Origin of the sequence: Flavobacterium faecale (assembly GCF_048320115.1) — a bacterium.
Lineage (GTDB): Bacteria > Bacteroidota > Bacteroidia > Flavobacteriales > Flavobacteriaceae > Flavobacterium > Flavobacterium faecale_A.
The window spans coordinates 2576407-2599320 of sequence record NZ_CP182943.1 but is presented as its reverse complement, the minus strand read 5'-3'; the positions used below and the strand labels follow the sequence as shown (position 1 = coordinate 2599320).

The following is a 22914-nucleotide window of genomic DNA, read 5'->3' as shown; positions in this document are numbered from 1 at the left end:
TTTAAATTTAAAAAGTTACATTCAATCCAAGGGTCAATACCTTAGCATTAGGATATTCTCCATCTGAAAATCCTTGAGCAATATTACCCAATCCATCTTTACCATACTTATTTGTTTCAGGATCTATTAATCTAAATTTTGAAAATAAAAGTAAATTAGTTCCTGACACATACATTGACATATTTTTCACTCCTTTGAAACCCAATTTTTCTACAGGAAAATTATATGCTAATCTTACATTTTTAAGACGTAAATACGAACCATCTTCTACAAATTCTGAATTACTAGGTGAAGCAGTCACACCATCAGAACCTGCTCTTGGGATATTCGAAGTTGGATTTTCAGGTGTCCATCGATTTGCAACTTCTGCATATTTAGTATTCTCTCCTCTTGTAAAATACGCTGATTTTGTTCTAAGATTATATACTTCATTGCCCACAGTACCTTGAAAATAAAAACTCAAATCAAAGTTTTTGTAAGATACATTGTTTTCAAAACCAAAAATCAAATCTGGAAACGGACTTCCTAAAACAACATTGTCCGCATTTGAGATAATTCCGTCCTTATTCAAATCTTCAAATCTAGGCCCACCTACAACCTGAGTACCTGAAGCTAAACCGGACGCATTAATCTCATCCTGACTTTTCCAAGTGCCCAAATAACGTACACCTGTAAATACAGGAACTGTTTCTCCTTTAATTATTCTCAAATTACCAGCTCCCAATATTTGATCTACTACTACATCAATAAATTCTTTCCCACCTAGATCCAATACTTTATTTTTATTAGAAGACAATGTTAAAGTAGAATTCCAATTAAAATTAGGTTTTTGAATATTGGTTGACTTCAACATAAACTCCCATCCTTTATTTTGCAATGAACCTACATTTTGTAACTGACTAGTAAAACCAGTTTGTCTAGGAATAGTTACTTCTAATAATAAATCTTTCGTTTTTTTATGATAATAATTAAACTCGGTAAATATTCTTCCCTTTAAAAAAGAAGCCTCTAGCGCAACATCAAAAGAAGTTGTTGTTTCCCATTTTAAATTAGGATTTTCTGGTCTTCCTAAAGTTAATCCTGGTTGCTGTACTCCGTTCAAAGTTGTATTCGCTTCTACTAAAATCGCTTTTGTGGCATAAGCTCCAATGGCTTGATTTCCTGCTTGACCATAACTTGTACGTAATTTCAAATCATGAAAGACTTTTTGATTTTGCATAAACGGTTCTTTGCTAATTTTCCAAGCTCCAGCAACAGAAGGGTAGAATCCCCATTGATTTCCTGATGCAAAAACCGAAGTCCCATCATATCTTCCTACTAAAGTAAATAGATATTTATCATTGTAATTGTAATTAGCTCTACCAAAAAATGATGCCAATTGAAATGGATTAGGATAACTACTAGTAATCAAGTTTCTTGATGGATCAGTACCTAATTCCAAATTATTAAATCCCACGGCATCAGTAGTTATTCCAAAAGCCTGAGCAGAAAAAGCTTCAGAAGTATATTTCTGGAAAGAAGCTTCCCCTAAAAAAGTAAAATTATGATTATCACCTAAATTAGTATCATATTGAATCGTATTCTCATTATTCCATCCAAATGAAGATACACTCGAAATTTTAGCATTTCCTGTCTGTCCAACTGATAAGAAATCAGGTCTTTGACTAGAATCAAATTGATTTCTTTTGGAATTAGTTATATCTGGATTAAAAGTAGAACGTATAATTAAATTTGGAATAGGTTTATACTCTAAATATACTGTTCCCAATAGATTACTTGATGTAGTTTCATCTGTATCTAGTTGAGCAGTTGCTACAGGATTGTTAAATGGTGCCCCAACAACGTTATTAAAACCGTTGTAAGAACCATCATCATTATAGACTGGCTGTGTAGGTAAAATATTTAAAAGTCCTCCATATCCTACAACACCATTGTCTTGTTTTAATCTAGAATAATTAACACGGAATCCTGCTTTTAATTTTTCACTTAGCTTAAAATCGATATTAGACCTAAAAATGTATTTTTCAATACCCGAATTTTCGATTAAACCATCTTGATTGAAAAAATTGAGTGAGTTATAATAACTCACATTTCCATTCTCAGAAGCTCCTGAAATAGAAACATCCGCATTGAATATAGATGCTGGATTGAGTAAAAGATCAAAATAATCGTTGTCAGGGTAACTAGACGGATCTCCAGGAAGTGGTTCTGCAACTCCTCTAAAACGAGCATCCTCGTTAGTATACTTAATTTGTTCTGCTTGTGATAAAAACTCAGGTCTTTCTGGTACTAATTGTGTACTCGTATAGGCCCCAGCACTCACTTGTGGTTTTCCCCCACCAACACTTGAACCATTTTTAGTTGTTACCAAAACAACACCATTAGCACCACGTGATCCATAAATAGCTATAGATGAAGCATCTTTTAAAATTTCAATGGATTTGATATCATTTGAATTCAAATTATTTAAGTTGTAATTATTTCCTACCACGATACCATCAATAACCCAAAGAGGCTCATTACTTCCTGTTATTGAATTCCCTCCACGAATTCTAATTGAAGTAGACGAACCAGGAGCTCCACTATTTTGAGTAACCTGTACACCAGTAGCTCTTCCTTGAAGTGCTTGATCCACCCTTGAAACTGGAACAGCTCTTAAATCCTTAGCACTAACAGAAGAAACAGAACCCGTTAAATCCGACTTACGTTGTGTTCCGTATCCAATAACTACAACTTCTTCCAGTTTATTATTACTGTCTTGATCTAAACTTATTTTAATTTGCTTTTGATTTCCAACAACTATTTCTTTGGAAGCAAAACCAATATAGGAAAAAACCAAAGTGGATTTAGCATCTGCCGCGATGGTAAACCTACCGTCTAAATCGGTATTTGTTGCTTTTGTAGTTCCCTTGATTAAAACGGTAGCCCCTGGCAATGGCATTCCTTCAGCTGATACTGTTCCTGAAACTGTCTGAGCGTTTGAGATAACTACACAAAACAGTGTCATTAGTAGGTACAAATACCTTTCTCTAAAACTTAAACAAGTTTTAAACTTAATTTTTGAAATCATAATTATATATTAATTTAGTTAATAGATTGTTAAAAATAATAGTAATAAAACACTTTCCTATTATGGCTTGTGGGGGTAAATACAAAATTCTTCAATTTGAAATTAAAATTTAATTAGCGAATATTATTACACTAATAATTATTTTCTTTTTACAAAAAAAATGACAAGTTAACTTCAAAAAAATAGGACATATCTACAAGAAACATTTTATGATTATTTCTTGTAAATGTGTCCTATGACTAAATCATTTTCAAACTTCGTCTATTACTGAGGAATTAATTCGATAAGCTTCACACTATGCGGTTCTAAATCTACCTTTAATGTAATATTACCATCTTTTGTCTCTACTAGAACATTTTCTTGAGTTTGCGGAAGTGTAGATAAACTTTGGTATTTTGCTTTGTTCGCATCAAACACAGCTTGCCAACCATCCATAAAATAATCCGTAACATTGTTTCCGTATATCCTACCATTTTTGCTTGCAATACCTGCTGTTCTTACATCCTTGTAGAGTTCGTGCATAAATACTCCATGTGTTTTATCTACCGTCCATTCGTTCATTTTCCAATTTTTGGTAGCCGAAACCAAGCCTCCTTCAATTTTAGGATACAGGGTTCTTTTATTAGTACTTGTCCGACTTGGATGGTGATTGTAAACCAATAAATAAATCTTATTGTCTTTAAGTACAGGAATAATTCCAGAAAAACCTGTTACTGAAGTGACAGTTTGTAATCTACTACCCTCCTTCATTTTTTCAAACATGGTAGTCACATTTCTTCGTCCCGTAGCCAAACCTTCACTTTCTTGCCCCCAATCATATATTTCGGTTATTTTGTTTTTGTAGGCCATATCTGCAATGGCTGCGTACCAACTGGCACCTAACTCCGTAGCATCATTTAAGCTCGTTCCTCTTTTGGCATTTTCATCCCTCAGCATCCCAAATTCTTGAATATCGAAAGGGATATTTCTAAATTGAGGATAACTATCTAGTTTGTTTTTATACAAGGCTATAAACTCTGGAAGTTTAATCGTATTCTGATCTATTTTCTCATAATACGATATACAAAAGAAAGACATTCTAGTTCCCCTTGCTCCCGTGGCGTAGTTTATTCCGTTTGCACAATGGTCTATCAAATCCGTATCCCATTTAGCAACAGTTTCAGTAAGCATATTTCCAGGACCAATGATTGCATCAGGAATCACCTTTAGCACCTCATCAACTGTAATGTCATAATGTTTAAAATAATCTTCTTTGGAACCGCTCCAATGGTCAGGTGAATAATTAGGTTCTGTTCCTACTCTAAAACGCCAAGTTTTCACCTCATTCACGCCAAATTCATTGACTAGTGCTGTCATAAAAGCATGGATGTACTTTCGCCAAAGGTTATAATCATTTGCAGGTTTTGAATTACCGTAAGTCTCCTCCACTCGAGTTCCGCTCATAGCCCAAGGCACATTGTCTAGAACAATTCTTGGTTTGTAGCCCGTCAATCTAAAATTACGCATACTAGTAATCAAGCCACTAAAGTCGGTAATGATATTACCAGAGGCATCAACCCCTTTATAGAATTCGTTTAAATCATCTGTTCTTCCGCCTAGCATTCGCACTAAGTTATAACTGACCACATAGGATTTAAATTCCTCTATGGATTGCCTGAAAGAACTACTGTTGAATCGAGTTTGATTAATCATGGGTCTAGTGGACCAAAAATTGTACATCTGTCCCACAACTGCACCTGTATTAATCGTTACAATTTTAGCAGGGTCGATGGTTTCAACAGGAGGTTCTGGATTTGAAGGTGTCGTGACAATTTCCTGCTCAACATCCGATTTTGAACAAGAAATTAAAGCAAAACAAAAACATATTGATACGAACATGAACCATGCAGAATTGCATTTTTTTTGCAAAAATTTCATAATTTTCCTATTTATTAAACAGTAAATAGCTCAAACAACCTATAGATATTTAATTATTTAAACTCAATTTCTAAATCCACCACTTTTAAGGGGCTAGGTTTTCTAATCTCAGTAGGTTCCTCTTGAAGCATGATAGATAAAACAGCCTCTTTTTTCCAGCGATAAATATCCGCCAACATATCGTTCATAAAAGGACCTTTTACCGTATGTGCAATATGCCAATCCTGCCAATTATTCTTGGCTGTTGCTACGGCTATAATCAAGTCTTCATTATTTATTTTTTTCCCTTTTTGAACTTTATCAGCTGTACCAGCATAAATCATGATGAGATTGTCCTTTTTATCGGTAAAAATCTTAGGCCTATTTCCCACTACCATTGGCAGCTGTGTACTATTCCATTTCCCTTTTTCATCTCGCCAATAATGAAAATAGCGTTGTGCTTCTTTAGGCCCCCAACGAGTTGCTCCCAAGGTGCTTCCTGCCGCTTCAATTGTCTCCTTTGTTCCATGAAACATTACCACATGAACACGCCCTTTTGAATCAATTACTTGTCCGTGATCGTTCATCAATCCCCATACTCTAGGAATAGATTCTACCACGACACCAGGCGAATTTACATTGGGAATTTCCTTTAACAATTTACCATCATTGGTTTTCCAACTAACCCCACGATCGTCACTATAAACATAAATTAAATCGTGATTAGCCCCTTGGCTGTCTTCTCTCCACACCCAGGTAACATGCAATCTACCGTTAGGGTCATAATCATACCCATTAGGATAAGAACAACGAGTTTCACTTTTCCCTAACTGATCTTCAAAACTTCCTAAAGAAGAATCGATTTGTCGGGTGTTTTCCCATTTTCCAGTTTTGGCATTATAATCCACTAACATTCGGTCTCCATTTCCCGAACCACCTTTTCTGTAATTCATTTGAAGATTCCCTTCAGGAGTTTTCCAAAATTTAGGATAAGTTATTTTTATGGGTTTGCCTTTCTCTAATTCAGATTCTATAGAACCAAATGAACCCACACTCCAATCCGCTGTTTCGGGATGCGTTGCGAGTCCTTTTTTAGAAACTCTATAATGTAAAGGACTCACATGATGATCAAAAGCCAAGTGAATCGTTCCGTCATTGGGGCAAATGCCCAAGGAAACAACATTATGAGAATCATCACTTTTAAAATCATAATCCAAAAATTCAATGGTCTTCCAATCACCCGCGGGTAGTTTTCGTCTCGAAATACAAACATGTCGGTTTTGATTGTAATACGCAATATATTGGTAGCCATTATGCGACGCAAGGGCGTCTTTTTGATAGGTTCTTCCATTTATAGCGGTACCAAATCTACCATCAATAGTCAAGGCTTTTTCGTCTACTGTTGTGATTCCTTTTTGAATAATTTTGACTTGTGCTCTAGTCGGTCCAACCAACAAAAGGAAAAGACCAATTAAATATATACTGTTTTTCATTTTTTCTTTAAATATTCAATCTGATATACTCCTGAACCTTAAATAATTACAGAATTATCGATTATTTTTCTAAGCACTTCCTAAAATTACTTTTGCCCTTTAGGTCCATCATAATCATATTGAAACCAATCGACATCAATATAACCAGCATCTCCTTTTTCGTTCCAACTAAAGAAACCCAAACGATCTCCTGTCCATTTCCCAAATTCTATAGTGAATGTTGGTCCAAAGGCTTTAAAATTTTTACCGTCTACACTGTACTCATAATTGGCCTGATTGCTAGTATTGGATGTTCTAACATACAAATCATTTCCATTTATTTTAGGCCCCATTGTTTTTTGGGCCATTCCATTCATGTAAAACAAGTTCTTTGTCCCGTTTTCATCCACTATAACACCTAACAAATTAAACACACCACCATACCTCACAAAACCTCCTAATTGATGGGGTTTCATTCCAGAAATATCAAATTTTGCTACAGCTGTCCCAGTTGTAATGCCCATAATACGTTGGCTCAAAGTGTTGGATGCTCTCCAAAAATCAGAATCAGAACCATCATTATTTGTCCATTCGTTTTTGTTTGGACCATAGCCTGTTTTATTTGGCAAAACTTTACTAGCTTTCAAACGTAACCAGCCTGGTCTTTCTGTTAGTGACCAATGAGTGTTCCTAGGATTATGATTCCACTCCCACTGAAAACCAAGTTTGGTTGATGAAAAATCGTCATCAGAATTTGGTGCTGCAATTGGAAAGCCATTTATTGGTTTTTTGTATTGTTTTACAGGTTCTCCAACACCATCATTATCTTCATCCACACCAATTATTGGCCAACCATCAATCCAAGTCACTGGAGCTAAACATTGTGGTCTGCCTTGAAATGGAATGTCATCATTTTGAATTAATTGATGCATATACCACCACGATTTATCTGGCGCTTGCATTAAGCCACCTTGGCTGCAGCTGCGATTATTAAATGCTGTACCCTTTTCTAAAACGGTCTTTCTTTCATAAGGCCCATAAATACTTTCTTTAGAACGCAATACAATCTGTTTTCTATCATTTTTTGGATTTTTTACTCCTGGTAAGGTACTAGTATCTCCCATAGTCCACTCTGCCAAAAAGATATACCAAGTGCCCTCAATTTTATATATTTTTGCAGCCTCAGCACCCATTCCTGTGTAAACTAATTTACCTTCATCTAGGATTTTGGTACCGTCCCAACTCATTTCGTAGATTCTGTTTTCGTTGCCCTCTATAGTATTGCTGGCTTTTTTTTGTTTTCCTGCAGTATTGATTATGACATAGGCTTTGTGCGTTTCCTCATCCCAAAAAACACCTGGGTCGTCTAATACCTGTGATTTTGGAAGCATAATTATAGGAGTACTCCAAGGTCCTCTGATATCTTTGGCAGTAGTAACCATCAAACCATGTTGATAATCTATTTGATAGCAGTACCAAGTACCTTCATGAAAGGCCAAATCACCAGCCCAAACACCAAAAGAATACCCATTCATTCGGTCCCAATTGTATTCTGGCGCCCAAGACAGACTCTCGAATACATGCCCAACATTTGTCCAATTGACCATGTCTTTAGATTCTAAAATAGGCATCCCTGGTGACATGTGTTGCTTAGAAGTAATCATGTAATAAGTATCTCCTACTTGTTCAATATCAGAATCTGGATAATCCGCGTTTAAGATAGGATTTATGTAAGTCCCATCTCCTTGATCTCCCCAGCTTCCTTTTTTTGCTTGGACTATTTTATTTGATACTTTCTTTTCGGTCACTGATTTACAACCAAAACAACTGATTAGCAGGCCGAGAGTAACTGATTTTAAAATATTCATATATCTTTATAATTAATAATTTGTATCTACTTTTCTGAAACTTACTGAAACTTATTTAACATACTCCATTTGATACTGACCTGAACCCAAAATTAAGGTAGAAGAATTCAATATTTGAATCGTATTTTGTTTTTGAAATTCAGCAAAAGGCACACCATTGATTTTCAGAGACTGCAATTCTTTATCCGTTAAAACAACATTTGCTTTGGTATTAAATGGTACTTCCAAATTCATAGTAAAATTGGCGTTTTTTACATTCCAACTATTTTTAATCATACCATAAGGCGTTGGAATTGTAACGCTAGAAGAAGTGATATCATTTGGAAACTGTGGGTTTACCGTAAATTCTTTAAAACCTGGAGCAGAATAAATTGGTTTGATTCCGCCTAAAGACTCATAAAAATAAGCTGCAAAACCACTGTGCATTGGGTGGTTAAGAGAGTTACTCAATTCTTTTTCTTTGTCCCAATTAAACTGGCGCTCTGGCCAAGTGGTGAAACCATAGTTGATAACATACGCTTGACTAGGAAATGTTGGTGTAGTCAAAATATCGTGAGCCAATTTGGCTTTACCATACTTCGTCAACACCGTATAGATGTAGCGATTTCCGTGAATTCCAGTCGAATGATGACCACCTTTGATTACGTTGATATTGTATTCCAAACCATTCACCACATTCTGAATTTCGTTTTCAGGAACCATACCAAATTGTAATGCCATTACGGTTGCGGTTTGACTTTCGTACCATTTGTGATTGGTATTTGGAATTGCCTTCAAAAATTCTTTGTTGAAAGCAGAATATAGTTGTTCCTTTTCGGCTTTCATTTTATCTTCAAAAGTTTTGTCTTTTTGCATGGCTGCAAATTTTTCCATGATGCCAAGAATGTCATAAAAATAAGCATTGGCAGAAATGATAGGGTCACACTCCATCGCGCTTGGATTTCCTTTTCGGTCCCATAACGGCGGACACCAATCCCCCATTCCATTGTCAATAATGCCTTTATCATTTTTGAAAGAAAGGTAATAATCCGTCAATCCTTTCATGTCTTCATAATACTCAGATACAATCGAAGCATCGCCATAATACAAATAATTGTACCAAGGCAAATAGATAGTAGCTACTCCCCAGTCCAATTTGGCTATGCTAGAAGTTCGTTTTCCAGGAGCAATCATTGTGGGTACATTGTATCGTTTGCTAGCGTCATTATGTCCTTTTACCGATTGCATTTGGGTACGAATATCTTCCATGTATTTTTTATAGAAGTTTTCCATTTTGTAATTGTACAATGCATATTCGCAAAAAGCGTGTGCATCACCCAACCAACCACATTTTTCACGATGCGGACAATCTTCTGGAATTCCGTGAATGTTATCTACAATGGTCCATTTGCTCACGGCATCCATTTTGTTTAACATCGCATCTGAGGAATGAAAGCTTCCTTTTTCGTCAATATCAGTAGCCACTAAAATGGCTTTGAACGAATTTTTATCGGGCTTTGTTGTTAATCCTGAAACCTCAGCATATCTAAACCCGTGGTAACTGAATTTTGGCTCCCAAGTTTCCACTCCCTTTCCTTTGCAAATATATTGTAGCAACTGTTTCATTCCGTTAGCTCCACCACCTGTAGAACCTGGAAAAACCTCATCGCCTTTTTGAGTCAAAGCTTCGGTTGTAATCAATTCGATTAGCTGTCCTTCTTTTCCTTTTACTTTAATTTGAACCCAACCCGCAATATTTTGACCAAAATCTATAATCCATTTTCCAGATGCCGATTTGAATATTTTTTGAGGCGTTAATTCTTTTAATCTTCGAATAGGTGGAATTTGTTGTGCACTTATTTTTTTAACTAATGGCGAAATAGTTTTGGCTTTCCCCCATTTCGAATCGTTATATCCTACTTGATTCCAGCCATTTATTTCGTAACGAGCATCATAGGTATCGCCACCATAAATGTTATCAAAAACAATGGGGCCTGTAGATTCTTTCCAATTTTCATTCGAATAAAATGCTGTTCGACTTCCATCAGTATAGGTTACTTTTATGAGCAGTCGTGCCGCAGGAACACCGTAAGAAATATTTTTCTCTGATTCTTTATCGCTTTTCCACGAAATATTCTGACCGTAAAAACCATTCCCAATAATCAAACCAAGAGCATTGGTTCCTGTTTTTATTTGGTTAGAGACATCATAACTCACATAATAAGCTTGCTTGTCATAATTGGAAGGTGCAGGATCCAAAACGTGATCGCCTACTTTTTTACCATTAAGATACAACTCATAATAGCCCAATCCACAAACATAAGCACGAGCCGATTTGACTTTCTTTGCTACTTTTACTTCTTCTCTAAAATAACCTGCTGGGTTACTTGTCACCATTTCGGGAGCCAGATTTCCCACTTTGTATTCTCTAAAACGATAGTCTGATTTACGAGTGTCTTTGTTTAAGCTAATCCATTTGGCATTGTTCCAATTGGCTTCGTTCATCAGTCCCATTTCGAATGTATTGGTAGTTGACCAAGGAGAAACAGTTCCTTTTTCATCCCAAACTCTCACTTTCCAAAAGTATTTTTGCATCGCTTCCAATTCCTTTCCTTGGTATTTTACATTGGTAGATTGTGCACTTTTTATTGGTTTAGAATTCCAGACATCCGCAAGATTTTCGTTTAACAAATCAGCACGAGTTGCCACAATGATTTGGTAAGCCGATTGAGATTTATTAAATCCATTGGCTTTTACCACCCACGATAAGAGCGGTTGTTTGCTTTCAATCGCTAACGGATTGGTTTGCGATTCGCAACTAAGTGATTCAATTTTAATAGCAGGATCTTTTTCTTTTGCAACAACTTTAAAAGTCGACAACTGCAACGATAACAATACAAATACTAAGTGTACTAAGCGGATTTTGAACATGATTAATTAGCTAATAATTTATAAACTAGTGTAACCACAATAATACAATAAGAATTCAACTATTGTGTTCTGCTCTGTGCTGTAATAATTTATTCAGAAAAAAACAAAAAAAACGTTGCGTACTATTATTAAAAACAGACTTTTAATAATAGTACGCAACGGACTTTATTAGTATTTTAAATAACAATAGTTACTGACTTAACTTTTGTTATTTAGCTCCAAAAACTTTTATTTCTTCAATAAAAATAGGTTTAGACAGCTTATTTCCTGAATATTCCACATTTACAGACTGATTGGATTCTACTTTACCTGAATCCCATAAATCGCCTCTGTTATTATTTAGATTACCTAAGGTACTGGCTACAATAATCTGATAAGCCGTTTGTTGTTGTCCTCGGCTTTGATTTGTTTCTTTCAATTTCCAACTCAATCGTGGTTTTGTATTGTCTAATCCTAAAGGATTTTCACGATACTCGCACTTAAGATCGTTAGTCACCACTGTTGATGATGTTTTACAACTAAACATGACTAACACAACAATTATTGATATTGAAAATTTTAAAAATATTTTTTTAAACCGATTCAAATTATTACTCATTTTTATTAATTACTTATACCCTTTTCCTTTTCAATAGTTTAACACCATTAAGATATTAAGGAACTTTAGACTTGATGATTCTTAATTTCTAAATGGTTTAAATACTAAAAACAATGTTTTTTATTCTGCTGAATTCAAAGACAAAATGCTGTTATTTTGAATTATAGATTTTAAACTCTTGAACTGTTGGGTTTTTCTTTGCATCTTCAATTAAAATTCTACATTTTGATGTTGTTATCGTATCAAATTTATGCTCCTTATTTGCCCCACAAGAAGTACCCGTTGCAACATCCTTCCAAACCGCATTGTCAAAATACTGAATTTTATAATTTGTGATGTTATTTCCTAATTCGGCAATGATAACCTTATTAAAAGTTTGAGGTTTTACCCATTCCACTTCCAAATATTGATTTTTTGTTTCATTGGCTTGCCAAGAGGTTTCGATATTTTCATCATTTGCTTTAAAAGCTTCAAAACCTGGCAACTTATCACTTACAATATACATAGTTGATGCATTCATTCGACCTATAGTAGCTAAATTTTCAGATATTATTTTTGGTATCGGATAGACTACAACTGGCAACTCCTCTACTAAAAAATTATAAATACCCGATTCTAAATTAAATAGTACATAATTTCCAACCGCATCACTTTGTTCAGTTCCCACATAAGTGACCCCTTTTGCATTTTCGGCTAAAAATTTCCCTTCTTTGATATTATTCTTTGCGACTGCTGGTAGATAAATTTTAGCCATTGTATTAACTGGAATTTCAATATGAAAGCTTGCTGTATTGTCTTTTTTTGTCCAATTCACCACTACTTTTCCATAAAGGGATTCGTATTCGGTATTGGCAAAAGTTAAATCACCTACCAATGCAGGTTTAATCAGCATCTTTTGCATTCCCAAATTTTCAGGATCGGGTCTAATTCCCCCAAAACCTTTGACGAAATACCCACCAATACCAGTATAACAAGTATGAATTTGGCTGCCCCCAACAGCAGACCAACGCTCTGGCCAAACCGTTTTTCCTTGTTCAATAAAGTAACCATAACTAGGATGGTGTTTGTCCTGTAGCAATTCATAAATTAAATCCATACGTTCACCCGATTCAGTAAAATAACGGGTATACAATCCTTGTCCTGAACTACCCGTGTCATAATATGGAAATTTATAAAGCACTTGATCTACCAAATTAGCATACACCTTTTGCTTTTCTGACTCTGGGGTAATACCCGCCAATAAAGCCAAGGCTTGGTTTACTTGATGTCCTTCGCCATACTTACCTGTTGCAGGATTGTACGATTGCTCGTGAGTTGCTTTTCGTTGTATTTTTAAACGTTCGGTATATGTTTTTACATCTTCGATTTTATCTAATGTTTTGGCAATATTTAGGGCACAATCTAGCATAAAAGCATAGGCACAATTATTAAAATGGGCTGATTCTGGCGAATTACTTGCCGACCAAAAATTTCCCCTAGGTGTACACCAATCTCCCAAACCAGGGAATTCCATAGAGCCTTGTTCTCCTATAATAAGTGCACCACCCGTTTTAGAATTTGAATGTTCGTACAACCAGTTCATCCATTTTACCATAGACGCATACTGATCTGCAAGAGGCTTCTTGTCGCCTAACATTCGGTAGGTTTCCCACATGGTAATGGGACTGTTTGCCATCCACATCAAGAAATTAAAATCGTCACCATTGATTACGGCGCGCATTTTACCACTATCTGCCTGTGAATCTTGCAAAAATTGGGCGTATTGCTCCATATAAGCACCACTTTCAAAATTGGGCAAGGCATCTCCATACATCGCGGCAACCGTTACTTCACCCCAACCGCGGCGTTCTCGGTGCGGACAATCCACCAAAATACCATCCATTGTATTGGCAATGTAAGTGTTCAAGTTGGTTTGATAAATGGTATTCAACAGTTTACTAGAACTTTCAAACTTGCTAATTTGTTTGCGATCATTGGTAATAACGTGGCCTTTTATATGTTTCAATTCTGGCAAATAATTCAATCCATAAACGGTTACCCAACGCCCACCTGCTACGTTAAAACGGTTGGTAAAATGTCCTTTACCTGTTTTACCATATATATATTGACTTTTTTGTTTAAAAGAACTTGTTGTTGTTAATTGGTCGGCAACTTCAAAAGTTAGTGTATCTCCTTCTTTTCCATTAAACAAATCCATTTCGAATAAACCCGTATAATTTTCACCCATGTCGATAAGATAGGTTCCATTAGCATTTTTCTTTACCCCTATTGGCGTAACGGTTTTAAACTTCACTTGAGGCTCCACTATTTGCGAACTTAAGGTTGCCGTAATTTTGCTTGTTGGCGGATTGGCATCGGTACTTTTTACAACTACTTCGCCTTTCAATCCTAAAAACAAATCGGTTGTACCCGTTTCTTTTGCTGTGGATTGGTCAAAAACCACCGCATTTGCCCAATTTATATCATTGTATTCGGCAGTATTCCAATCGTCTTCTCTTAAACGCTCGTCGATAATTTCACCTCCAAAATTCAATATATCCCAAGGTCCGATATACGAACTATAACTTTTTTTACATTTCCATGAAGCATCAGAAACCAACAATAACTGTTTGTTAGCTGTTGTGATAGCTGCTTGGGCTTTAAATACAAAAGGTGCATCATGATACTCTACCATTCTTCCCCATCTAGTCCAGCCACCAGCGTGCCATAGCCCGATTACATTTTTTCCTTTTTTTAAATATTTTTGAATGTCATATGTTAAGTATGGCAAACGTTTTTTCATAGCTGACATAACCGGATTCATCACACCATCGCCCACTTTTTGGCCATTAACATAAATTTCGTGATACCCAAAAGAAGCTACATACACTAATGCAGCACTGGGTACATTCGTAAGAGAAAAGTTCTTTCTGTACCAATTATGATCTTTTTTATTTTGACCTTCTTTAAAAATCCATTCGCCTTTCCAATCTTCTGATTTTAATAATCCTATAGAGAATACTGCTGTTGTACTCCAATCGGATCTGACACCTGCAACATCCCAAACACAAACTTTCCAAAAGCATTTTTGATTGGCTCTTAATTTTTTTCCAGCATAAACAGTATTCACAGTTTGGTCTGTGGTTATTTTTCCAGAGTCCCATAAATCCCCTCGATTCTTGTTTAAATTTTCAAGGCTAGAAGCAACTACTATATGAAAAGCAGTTTGTTTTTGGCCACGTATACTTGTATTGTCTACTATTTTCCAACTCAATCTTGGTGTTGGATTATCGATTCCTAGAGGATTGTTGCGGTACTCACATTTTAAATCAACAGGCAGAACCGAAGCGTAGCCCGTTGTTGTAAACACTAACAATAGCAGACCGACAATAACACTGTGAACTAGGTTTTTAAACTTTGATGGTATGAATTTCATTTGGATTGGTTTATTTGGAATAGCTAATTAATATTGAGGACACAAATAATTAAAATTAACAGACTTGCACGCATTCGATATTTAACAATGAAGCTAATTTTTTAATTTTACTCGAAATATGTCCTACTCCTACGGCACAATGATGCGCTGGTCCATGGCTATTCCATTGTTGTACAAATTTTCGAGCTCCAATAGAGAAACGGTAACGGCTGTTGGTGTTTCCAATTTCTAAAATAGGACCAGGTTCAGAAACACCTTCTGCGACCAATAAAAATAATCCTCCTTTTCCATCTTCTACAATCGAAAGCAAGGTTACAGGCCCGTTTTTCACCGTCATTTCAATCGAAAGTCCATTCCCTACTTTACCGTGATACACTTCCAATGGTTTGACTCTGGTTTTTCCTTCGGCAATGGCAATATGCCCAGGACCATCATGTCCCATAAGTACAATATCATCTTTAAAATCCAAAGCATAATACTCCGTAAAAGAACCTCCCACACCAAAACTATCCATGATTTTCATGGCTTGTGCGTTTTTAATTTCGTACTCTCCCGCTACTGGAATTCCGCTACCAGTCAGCATCGAAGTACCTAAAATTATAGAACTTAGAGTGTCATAATTTTCATTTTCCTCCATTCCTTTGTAATAATAAGCCATAGATCCCAGTTGGTATTTATCTACCAAAACATCCAAGGCTACTGCTGTGCGGGCTGCTCTTTTTAATTCACTCTCTAAGCAATCGTCTTGAATATCAAAAACATCTTGAAAAGTAGCTACTTTTTGATCAATTTGTACATCTGTCACTTCTTTTCGTAATTCCGATAATTCATCTACTTCAATAATTTCGACATGACCACCAAAAGCAGCATATTGCGCCGTTAAGTCACTGTAAATATCTAGCATACCGCTATAGTAATGCCCCATACAACCTAATCGATTGTATGACATCACATTGGCTACTTTGGCGGCATCTACCCATTCTTGAACTTCATTCCATGTTTCTGGGTCATCTTTAAGAATCCCGACTACTTCATGAAACTGAATTCCAACACGCTTAAAAACATTGGCAATTTCGGGAGCAGGACAAGCGGAGCAATAGGCTAACCACTCACCTGTCATTTTTTTTCTGTTTTTCAATTGGTTGAAAGCGGTATAATCAATCGCTTCTTCGGGCGCTAAATTTAGAATAATCACCGGTACTTTAGCTCTCTGCACCACCGGCAAAACAGTTGATGACAAAGCGTAAGTACTGATGTATAGAAATATAATATCGACACCTTCTTGTTTGAATTTTAACCCAGCATCAAATGCTTTGTTGCTATTATCAATAAGCCCTAGGTTGACAACTTCATTCCCTGTTCTTTTTAGATTTTCTTCAACAACGGTAGTATATCCTTCTAAGCGTTCTTTAAGTCCTTCGAATTGTTCCCAATATGCATCTAAACCGATGGAAAAAAGTCCTATTTTTAAATTTGAGTTCATAATATTGTATTGCTATTTATTTTTTATAAATGTATTTTTTGCTTATATTAATTTTCGATCCATCACTTTAACCGCAAAGCTCATCATCTCAATAAAACCAGAGGAATTAATGATAAGACAACCTTTTATTGGCTAATAAAAATAGTTAACTTTACAAAATTCGATAATAACAGTTATACTTTCAATTGACAAATTGATAAATTAGTTGCACAAAATGATATGGAAAATAAATACCGAAAGTACCTCTTTGTTTCCGATCAAGACAAAAAATGGGGATTTTACATTAATAATTTAGGACGAACGATTATTGATAAAAACACTGAATACCCCTCCAAAGACCATCCCGATAGCCATACTTTTTCATGGAATAAAGGACGGATTTTAGATGAATTTCATATTGTATTAATTACTCGTGGTAAAGGAGTTTTCGAAAGCAAAGAAACCGGTAAAATTAAAATTTCGGATGGCGATGTTTTTTTACTTTTCCCTGGCGTGTGGCATCGTTACAAGCCTTCAAAAAAAACTGGGTGGACCGAACGCTGGGTTGGTTTCTCTGGAGAGATTGCCAATCAATTGCTCTCTAATGGTTTTTTTAATGCTAGTGATCCTGTTATTTCCAAATGCCAACCATCAGATGTGTTGCATCATTTTAACAACTTGTTTAAATTATTCGATGAAGAAACTTTTGGGTTTCAGCGATTGGCCTCTGGGGTTTGCATGCAACTCATGGCCGAATTGCATAATATCAAGCTAGTTGGAAACAATAGGACTGACCTTAACTCTATGGTTGCTCGTGCCAAAGGATTGATGTATCAAAACATTGAAAAATCAATCGACTTAAAAGTAATTGCACATGAATTGGGTGTTAGCTATTCCAAGTTTCGACTCGATTTTAAGAAACAATCAGGCATTGCTCCTTTGCAATACTACCTGTTTCTAAAAGTAGAAAAATCCAAAGAACTACTTTTGGGAACCGACAAAACGCTAAAAGAAATTGCCTTTGCACTGGGTTTTGAATCGGATTATTATTTCAACCGACTATTCAAACAAAAAACGGGTTTGTCTCCAGGGAAGTTTAGAGATAAAAGAAACTCTATATTTTAATCCTTTAAAATAAAAATGAGGCTGCCTTTTTGGACAGCCTCATTTGGTTAAAATTAAATTTTAGAAAATCTTTTTACTTTTCTCCCATACTTCTTTAGGAACGCCATGTAAAGTTTTCAATTCTTTATACCTTGTTCTTAATTCTTCTAAAGTCAGGCTAAAGTTAGCGTCTTTTGCTAAATTATGTGTTTCGTGCGGATCCAATCGAGTATCAAATAATTCCTCGTAATTGTGTTCGATGTAATTCATATACTTATACCTTCCGGTAACTACACCTTCTTGTCTAGGCAATTGTGGACCTCCTAGGAAATAATATTGGTAAAAGAAGTCTTTGCGTTCTGGTATTTTGTTATTTAACACACTAACTAGATCAACTCCTTCCATTGTTTCTGGTGCTTTCACATTTGCCATTGCCAAAATAGTTGGTGCAATGTCAATATTCAATGCTATTTGAGGCGCTCTATACTGTTTAATTTTATCTGGAAATTTAGGATTGTAAATCACTAACGGCACTCTTACAGACTCTTCATAACCCCACCATTTTCCTTCCATACCATGTTCGCCCAAAAACATTCCGTTATCGCCCATTAAGATAATAATCGTATTATCAGCAATACCTAATTTTTCTAATTTGACCATCATTTCGCCAATAACATCATCAACACCAGTAATTAATCGGTAATAATTCTTCACGTTTTCTTGGTATAATTCTGGAGTACCAAATAAACCTTTCCATCTCTCTCTACCAAAGTTGGTATCCGTTTGAAAAAACGGTGGAAATTGTTTCCAATACAAAGGATCTGCAGTTACGGGATCAGGAATAGTAACATCTTTATAATAATTTTTATACTTAGGTTGTATTGGATAGGTTGGTGGATTTCCATCCTGTTCATGTGGCGCTTTAAAACTTACCGACAAGCAAAATGGTTTATCATTATTTTTGTTTACAGTTAGAAAATCCTGAATAGCATTACCCAACTTATCGGTATCATGGATTTTTTTACCGTTTTTGTCTACCGTAATGTATTCCGGTTGTGCTATTCCTCCTTCTTCAGAATTTAACCAATAGTCAAAAATTTGTTGTGGTGGCTTTGTACCTACCCCAAATTTCCCAATAAAACCAGTATAATACCCCGCGTTTTTTAATAAAGACGGGTAGGAATTAGCAACAGAAGCTGCAGACAAATCAGTGCTAAAATCATGAATATTGTGTTTGGATTCGTATTGACCTGTAAGCAAACTGGCTCTACTCACACAACAGATGGAGGTAGTTACATAGGCATTTTGAAACAAAACCCCGTTATTAGCCAACTTATCCATGTTAGGGGTTTGAATGATTGAATTCCCCATTGCCCCCATGGCATCCCAACGCTGATCATCGGTCAATAGAAAAATAATATTGGGACGCTGTTTTTGTCCTATATTTTCTGAAGTAACTTTATTTTCAGGGACTTGTGCATGACTTATATTTGACACACAGCCAAATACGGCTAGGGCAAAACAACTAATACTTAAATATTTTTTCATATGTTCATTTTTTTATATTTATTCTATTACTTATATCTGGAAACCATTTCATATCCAAAGCTTATTTGTTATTTAGTTCCTTTCAATTGTATTACTTATTAGTTTGACCACCTCTAAAATCCTATTTATTTTTGTAAAAGTTTATAAGGATAAAGAAAAAACACTACTAACAAATGATTTTGAATTTCATTAAAAGCAAAAGCTAACCAAAAGCTAAAATAAATCAATTATGCGTGGGGCTTATCCTGCACTGTACTGGTTTTAAGTCCGAATAAAAAAATATTACTTAAATTGATTCAAATACACTACTAAAATCAGTTCATCATTAAAAGTGTCCATATTTCAGGATTTTAATTTTTAGATTCCGCACTAGAACACAGATTTATACAGATTTACACAGATTTTTTAATCTGTCTTGAAACTTAAAATCGGTGAAATCCGTTTAAAATTACCAATGCTTAATAATTAAATAATCTTCTTCTTTTAAGGTGTTTTTTATGGCATCCGGAATTTTTCTTCGAGGTGTATCTTCGTCTAGTCTGAAACCTGCTTTGCCCTTTCCTTTTATCAAAGGCATAGTTCCTGCTTGCTCGTTTAAAAAGTCACCTTGAGCTTTCATCCAGCCAAACAAGTCTTTTGTCAATCGCTCCTTTATCTCTTTTAATTCGGGTTTGTTTATTAGATTATGCTGTTCAAAAGGGTCGTTTTGCAAATCATATAATTCTTCAAAGGGTTCGTTTTTAAAAGCATTAGCACCTCTACGAATGAAAAAATCAACATTGGGTTTATTCGTTAGATTCTGTTCTACCACATCAACAGAATTAAAGTTTCGGATGTATTTGTAACGGTTATCACGAATCATTCGCGACGGAAAAACTTCCGAATTAAGAATGTTTTGATTGGTTCTCACCCCATAAACGTATTGATGAATGGCAGCGTCCGTACCTTTTAAAATAGCCAAAAAGCTAGTACCATCCATATCAGGAGTCGCTTTGCCACCAGCAATTTCCATAAAAGTAGGCAACACATCGGTATAATGAATAAGCTGTTTGGATTTGGTTCCCGGTTTAATCACCTTTGGCCAACGAGCCACAAAAGGCACTTTCAATCCAATATCTTTTACTGTAAATTTGCCAGAAACTCCGTGGTCTGCACTATAAATAACAAGTGTATTATCTCCCAAATAGTTGTCGGCCGCTGTAAGCACTTGATTTAATTGTTTGTTATCTTCTTCAATGCTTCTGTAATAACCTGCTTTGTCTTTTATAAAAGCAGCATTGTTCTTTTTACTTTCATTAAAAGGATAAAACTTAATATCCTTTGCAGTAGCTCCCTCTACATTAAAATACTCTGAATGTGGATAATAGGAAGTAACCAGCATACAAAAAGGTTTCTTGGCCTTTTTAAAATAACTCTGAATACTGTCTATAGGGATGTATTCTCTTGGCCCTTCGGGTCTTTCTACCGCATGCCATTCTTTGTCCCAATCAAAAACCTCATCAGGACTCACATGGCTTTTTCCTGCCAAAACCACTTCATACCCAAGTTTTCGCAAATGCTTTGTGATACTTACGATATCGGGTTTTACTTTGGAATGATTGGCAAAACAACCGTTTTTCAAAGGATATTTTCCTGTGAATAATTGCGATCGACTAGGCGCACAGATGGCCTGAGCGGTAAAAGCATTTTCGAACAAAATCCCTTCTCGGGCAATTCGGTCCACAGCAGGAGTTTTTACTTTTTCGTTTCCGTAGCAACCGTAATCATAGACATCTTGGTCATCAGCCAAATAAAATATAATGTTGGGCTGTGTGTTTTTAACATTTGCTTGCTCATTTTTCTTTTGAGCCGAACAAGAAGTCATTGTTAAAGCGATACATCCAAAAACAAAGAATATCAGATTATTTTTTCTCATTTTATTGTACTAATTATTGTTTGTATTTGTTAACTCCATCTGCTTTTGGGTAAGGTACTGCTGCTCCATCTTTTACAAAAGTTCCCGTAGGCGCTTTATTTGCTTTTAACCAAGCGACCATATCCACATTCATTTTCAAGGCAATCTTCATGTCTTTTGCAGATGGATTTTTCAAAAGATTATTTTTTTCTTCTAAATCTTTATTCAAATTGTATAGGGTGAACTCTTCTGTTTCATAATAATAAAACAGTTTATAGTAGGTTTTACCAATGCGTTTTTGAATGAGTGTGGTGGGTCTAAATCGTTCGTCCATGTAGCCAGGCAAGTGCCAAAACAAGTTTTCTCGGTCTATACATTTTTTCTTTCCTTTTAAAATAGATGCAAAAGAGGCACCATCATAAACGGCTTTTTCGCCATTGTTTTTGTTCATAGAAGAAAGCGAAGCCCCTGCCATATCAGCTAGTGTAGGTAAAAAGTCGATACAATGAACCGCTTGATTGGAAATACTATTTTGTTTGATTACCCCTGGATATCTAAAAATAAGCGGCACTCTAATTCCTCCTTCGTCCAGACTTCCTTTTTTTCCTTTAAGAGGGACATTATCTACCAAACCTCCGTTATCCGAATAAAAAATAAATATCGTATTGTTTGTAATATCATCTGATAAATCGCCGTCTCCGTTAGGGTCTTTTAAGGCATTACTAATTTTACCCACGTTTTGGTCCAAAAGTTCTATCAACGAACCATATTCGGCCAATCGAGGACTTAATCCTTTTTTTAAATATTTCTCTGTCAAATCTTTGCGGCCAACCACATCAGAGTGCACAGCATGAAAAGGCACATACAGAAAAAATGGATTTGCGCCCCTTGCTTTCTCTTTAATATAATCTACAGCATAATCACCAATGGCATCGGTAAGGTGTTTGGGGGTACCCATTAAAACCGATTGTTCACTATTGTTTTTGTAGGGCGATAAAGTTTTGTCAATATATTCTTGATTATACGGATTGGCATATTTATCTACAAATTCTGAATCGAACGTCCATCCATTCTTATCCGATTTTAAAGCCAAATAAGAGGATTCTGTTTTTTTTCCGTTTACCATTACCTTAATTTCATGGTGAATATCGGCGGGTAAATCAATGCCGTAACCTGCTTTCAGCGGGTGTGGTGTACCATGACTTTTGCCTATTAAAGCAGTAGTATAGCCCTGGGTTTTTAGCACATCAAATATACTAGTACCTACATCAGCTATAACATTTTGTTGTTCGTGCGGCTTAATAGGTAAATTAGGAAATCCTTTGGTACGCTTGTCGGGTCTGTTTAACGAACCAACATTGTACACCCCATTATCAACTCCTGTAGCATACTGACCGCTAATCAATGCCGCACGAGAAGGCGCACAGTTTTGATTGGTGTACGCATTTGTAAAAGACATTCCTTCGGAAGCTAATTGAGCGATTTCAGGAGTTTGATAGATTTTAGAACCATTATTGAAATTCGTATTACCTGTGCTTACATCCGTCCATCCTAAATCATCTGCAAAAATCAATACAATATTGGGTTTTGATTTTGGTTGACTTTGAGCATTTCCTGAAAATGAAAACAGGGAAATTAGTAGTAAAGTAAAGCGTTTCGTTTTTTTCATTTGTAACT

12 protein-coding genes are annotated in these 22914 nt (G+C 35.7%); 1 reads left to right on the top strand and 11 read right to left on the bottom strand.

Going from position 1 to position 22914, the window contains the following annotated elements:
- Positions 1-7: 7 nt before the first annotated feature.
- From ACNH59_RS10670 to ACNH59_RS10635, 8 genes are all read right to left on the bottom strand, one after another.
- A complete protein-coding gene (locus tag ACNH59_RS10670; RefSeq protein WP_418262532.1) occupies positions 8-3007 on the bottom strand; it encodes a SusC/RagA family TonB-linked outer membrane protein in 3000 nt (999 codons plus the stop codon).
- 327 nt (positions 3008-3334) lie between these two features.
- Positions 3335-4987: a GH39 family glycosyl hydrolase gene (locus tag ACNH59_RS10665; protein WP_418262531.1), complete on the bottom strand. Its 1653-nt coding sequence runs from the start codon at positions 4985-4987 to the stop codon at positions 3335-3337.
- Positions 4988-5040: 53 nt separating this feature from the next.
- Complete coding sequence (locus ACNH59_RS10660) at positions 5041-6459, bottom strand: BNR repeat-containing protein (protein WP_418262530.1); 1419 nt, start codon at positions 6457-6459, stop codon at positions 5041-5043.
- Positions 6460-6545: 86 nt separating this feature from the next.
- On the bottom strand, positions 6546-8306 hold the full coding sequence (locus ACNH59_RS10655) for a glycoside hydrolase 43 family protein (RefSeq protein WP_418262529.1): 1761 nt from the start codon (positions 8304-8306) through the stop codon (positions 6546-6548).
- 51 nt (positions 8307-8357) lie between these two features.
- Positions 8358-11216 (bottom strand): family 78 glycoside hydrolase catalytic domain, encoded by a 2859-nt coding sequence (locus tag ACNH59_RS10650; protein WP_418262528.1) that lies wholly within the window; start codon positions 11214-11216, stop codon positions 8358-8360.
- Between the two features lie 208 nt (positions 11217-11424).
- The gene (locus tag ACNH59_RS10645; protein ID WP_418262527.1) at positions 11425-11742 is read right to left on the bottom strand and encodes a hypothetical protein; all 318 of its coding nucleotides are present in this window, start codon (positions 11740-11742) and stop codon (positions 11425-11427) included.
- 223 nt (positions 11743-11965) lie between these two features.
- Entirely contained in the window at positions 11966-15229 is a 3264-nt protein-coding gene (locus tag ACNH59_RS10640) for a family 78 glycoside hydrolase catalytic domain (RefSeq protein ID WP_418262526.1), read from the bottom strand.
- A gap of 55 nt (positions 15230-15284) precedes the next feature.
- Entirely contained in the window at positions 15285-16712 is a 1428-nt protein-coding gene (locus ACNH59_RS10635; protein WP_418262525.1) for a hypothetical protein, read from the bottom strand.
- Positions 16713-16931: 219 nt separating this feature from the next.
- On the opposite strand from ACNH59_RS10635, the gene ACNH59_RS10630 reads away from it, so the two are divergent.
- On the top strand, positions 16932-17816 hold the full coding sequence (locus tag ACNH59_RS10630) for an AraC family transcriptional regulator (protein ID WP_418262524.1): 885 nt from the start codon (positions 16932-16934) through the stop codon (positions 17814-17816).
- 60 nt (positions 17817-17876) lie between these two features.
- On the opposite strand, the gene ACNH59_RS10625 is transcribed toward ACNH59_RS10630, so the two are convergent.
- The 3 genes from ACNH59_RS10625 to ACNH59_RS10615 form a co-directional block, all read right to left on the bottom strand.
- A complete protein-coding gene (locus tag ACNH59_RS10625) occupies positions 17877-19343 on the bottom strand; it encodes a sulfatase (protein WP_418262523.1) in 1467 nt (488 codons plus the stop codon).
- A gap of 448 nt (positions 19344-19791) precedes the next feature.
- Positions 19792-21258 (bottom strand): sulfatase, encoded by a 1467-nt coding sequence (locus tag ACNH59_RS10620; protein ID WP_418262522.1) that lies wholly within the window; start codon positions 21256-21258, stop codon positions 19792-19794.
- 13 nt (positions 21259-21271) lie between these two features.
- Complete coding sequence (locus ACNH59_RS10615) at positions 21272-22906, bottom strand: sulfatase-like hydrolase/transferase (RefSeq protein ID WP_418262521.1); 1635 nt, start codon at positions 22904-22906, stop codon at positions 21272-21274.
- Between the last annotated feature and the right edge of the window lie 8 nt (positions 22907-22914).

Coding starts and splice junctions, on each gene's coding strand:
- ACNH59_RS10655 (WP_418262529.1), bottom strand. CDS start 8,306: ATGAATATTTTAAAATCAGTTACTCTCGGCCTGCTAATCAGTTGTTTT.
- ACNH59_RS10630 (WP_418262524.1), top strand. CDS start 16,932: ATGGAAAATAAATACCGAAAGTACCTCTTTGTTTCCGATCAAGACAAA.
- ACNH59_RS10670 (WP_418262532.1), bottom strand. CDS start 3,007: ATGACACTGTTTTGTGTAGTTATCTCAAACGCTCAGACAGTTTCAGGA.
- ACNH59_RS10625 (WP_418262523.1), bottom strand. CDS start 19,343: ATGAAAAAATATTTAAGTATTAGTTGTTTTGCCCTAGCCGTATTTGGC.
- ACNH59_RS10640 (WP_418262526.1), bottom strand. CDS start 15,229: ATGAAATTCATACCATCAAAGTTTAAAAACCTAGTTCACAGTGTTATT.
- ACNH59_RS10660 (WP_418262530.1), bottom strand. CDS start 6,459: ATGAAAAACAGTATATATTTAATTGGTCTTTTCCTTTTGTTGGTTGGA.
- ACNH59_RS10615 (WP_418262521.1), bottom strand. CDS start 22,906: ATGAAAAAAACGAAACGCTTTACTTTACTACTAATTTCCCTGTTTTCA.
- ACNH59_RS10665 (WP_418262531.1), bottom strand. CDS start 4,987: ATGAAATTTTTGCAAAAAAAATGCAATTCTGCATGGTTCATGTTCGTA.
- ACNH59_RS10645 (WP_418262527.1), bottom strand. CDS start 11,742: ATGTTTAGTTGTAAAACATCATCAACAGTGGTGACTAACGATCTTAAG.
- ACNH59_RS10620 (WP_418262522.1), bottom strand. CDS start 21,258: ATGAGAAAAAATAATCTGATATTCTTTGTTTTTGGATGTATCGCTTTA.
- ACNH59_RS10650 (WP_418262528.1), bottom strand. CDS start 11,216: ATGTTCAAAATCCGCTTAGTACACTTAGTATTTGTATTGTTATCGTTG.
- ACNH59_RS10635 (WP_418262525.1), bottom strand. CDS start 16,712: ATGAACTCAAATTTAAAAATAGGACTTTTTTCCATCGGTTTAGATGCA.